Source organism: Streptomyces sp. NPDC001407 (assembly GCF_042895325.1).
In the GTDB taxonomy this organism is placed as follows: domain Bacteria; phylum Actinomycetota; class Actinomycetes; order Streptomycetales; family Streptomycetaceae; genus Streptomyces.
On sequence record NZ_JBIAWF010000064.1, the window covers coordinates 1 to 2,640 of the forward strand.

The 2,640-nt window shown below is 71.9% G+C and carries 2 protein-coding genes; both read right to left on the minus strand.

Going from position 1 to position 2,640, the window contains the following annotated elements; translation table 11 throughout:
- Positions 1–1,433, minus strand: a 1,433-nt coding sequence (locus ACFY1P_RS35360) for a type I polyketide synthase (RefSeq protein ID WP_390753010.1), incomplete at its 3' end; no start/stop codon positions are given.
- A 64-nt stretch (positions 1,434–1,497) separates the two neighbouring features.
- The coding region (locus ACFY1P_RS35365; protein WP_390753011.1) for a KR domain-containing protein at positions 1,498–2,640 on the minus strand (1,143 nt) is incomplete at its 5' end.

Below are 2,640 nucleotides of genomic sequence, written 5' to 3' on the forward strand. Positions count from 1 at the left end.
ACCCACGGGACCACCGACCCCGGCGCGGGCTCCGCCGCCTCGGGCTCGGACTCCTCCTCCGGCGCCTCCTCCAGGATCACATGCGCGTTCGTGCCCGAGATCCCGAACGCCGAGACGCCCGCCCGGCGGGTGCGCTCCGACCGCCACTCGACCCCCTCGGTGAGCAGCCGCACGCCGCCCTGCTCCCACTGGACGTGCGGTGAGGGCGCGTCGATGTGCAGTGAGGCGGGCAGCAGGCCGTTGCGCAGGGCCATGACCATCTTGATCACACCGGCGACCCCGGCGGCCGCCTGCGTGTGGCCGATGTTGGACTTCACCGAGCCGAGCCACAGTGGCCGGTCGGCGGGCCGGTCCTTGCCGTAGGTGGCGAGGAGTGCGCCGGCCTCGATGGGGTCGCCGAGCGTGGTGCCGGTGCCGTGTGCCTCCACCACGTCGACCTCGTCGGCGGACAGTCGGGCGTTGGCGAGAGCGGCGCGGATGACCCGCTCCTGCGAGGGCCCGTTGGGGGCGGCGAGGCCGTTGCTGGTGCCGTCCTGGTTCACGGCCGAGCCACGGATGACGGCGAGGACCTTGTGCCCGCGGCGCCGCGCCTCCGAGAGCAGTTCGAGCGCCACCACACCGGCGCCCTCGCCCCAGCCGGTGCCGTCGGCGGCTGCCGCGAACGGCTTGCACCGCCCGTCGGGCGCCAGCCCGCGCTGCCGGGAGAACTCCGTGAACGAGCCGGGCGTCGCCATCACGGTGGAGCCGCCCGCGAGTGCCAGCGAGCACTCGCCCTGCCGCAGTGCCTGGGCCGCCAGATGGATCGCGACCAGCGACGACGAGCACGCGGTGTCGACCGTCACCGCCGGGCCCTCGAGCCCCATGGTGTACGAGATCCGGCCCGAGACCACGCTGCCGAGGTTGCCGGTGCCGATGTATCCCTCGACCTCGCTGGCCGTCTGACTGATCAGCGTCAGATAGTCGTGGGCGCTCACCCCGGTGAAGACACCCGTGTCGCTGCCCTGCAACCCCCGCGGATCCAGGCCCGCGTGCTCCACGGCCTCCCAGGCGGTCTCCAGGAGCAGCCGCTGCTGCGGGTCCATCGCCACCGCTTCGCGCGGGCTGATGCCGAAGAACTCGGCGTCGAAGTCGCCCGCGTCGTAGAGGAACGCGCCGTCCCGCACATAGCTGGTGCCCGGGTGCTCGGGATCCGGGTGGTAGAGCGCCTCCAGGTCCCAGCCCCGGTCGTCGGGGAAGGCCGAGACGGCGTCACCTCCCTCGCGCACGAGCCGCCACAGGTCCTCGGCGGACCGGGTGCCGCCGGGATAGCGGCAGGCCATCCCCACGATCGCGACCGGTTCCGCCGATTCCTTGTCGCGGAGCCGTTGGTGGGCCTCGCGCAGCTCCGCGGTGACCCACTTGAGGTGATCGAGAAGCTTCTCCTCGTTCGACATCTAACCCAGGCTCCTTGGCACTACGTGGATGATCGAGGTCATGGGGGACGGGCGGTACCGGCGGTCAGGACTTCCCGAACTCGCTGGAGATGAGGTCGAAGATGTCGTCCGCGGACGCGGACTCCAGCTCGTCGTGGGCGGAAGCGGAACTCTCCCCGTCGCCCTTCGCCGGGCTCCACTTCGACATCAGCACCTGGAGCCGGCCCGCGATCCGCCGCCGGGCCGCCTCGTCCAGCCCGTCCGTGCCGTACGCCGCGTCCCACTTGTCCAGGGCCGCGAGGACGCTGCCCTCACCGGGCTCCCCGCCCGCGTCGCCGAGCTGCCCGCGCAGATGGGTGGCGAGCGCCTCGGACGTGGGATGGTCGAAGATCACGGTGGCGGGCAGCGCGAGCCCGGTCGCGGTGTTGAGCTGATTGCGCAGCTGGACGGCGGTCAGCGAGTCGAAGCCGAGCTCCTGGAACGGCTTCGCCGCCGGGATCTCCTCCACCGTCCGGCCGAGCGTCGCGGCAGCGTAGGTCCGGACGCGCTGGACCAGGAAGCCGTGCCGCTGTGAGGCGGGAGTCTTCGCGAGTTCCGCGCGGAACGCGCTGGTCTCCGCCCCGGTGCCCGGCTGTTCGGCCTCCCGCCGGTTCTCGGGAATGCCGTCGAGGAACGGGCTGGGCCGCTGCGCGGTGAACGTCGGGGTGAACCGTGCCCAGTCGAAGTTCGCCACGGTCAGTGTGGTCTCGCCCGAACTCACCGCCTGGTGCAGCGCCTTGACGCTCAGGTCGGGGCCGATCGGGTGCAGGCCGAAGCGCTTGAAGTACGCCAGCGACTCCGCGTCCGCGGACATCCCCGCCTCGGCCCAGGGGCCCCAGGCGATGGAGGTGGCGGGCAGTCCTTGGGAGCGGCGGTGTTCGGCGAGGGCGTCGAGGAAGTGGTTGGCCGCGCCGTAGGCACCCTGCTGCCCGCTGCCCCACACCGCGGCGCCGGAGGAGAACATCACGAAGGCCGACAGGTCCGCGTCCCGCGTCATCTCGTGCAGGTTCCAGGCCGCGTACGCCTTGGAGCCCAGCACCTCGTCCAGCCGTGCGGACGTCAGATCGCCGATCGGCGTCAGATCCGTCATGCCCGCGGCGTGGATGACGGTGGTGAGGGGGTGTTGGTGGGGGATGGTGTCGAGGAGGTTTCGTAGTTGGTGGGGGTCGCTGACGTCGCATGCGGTGAT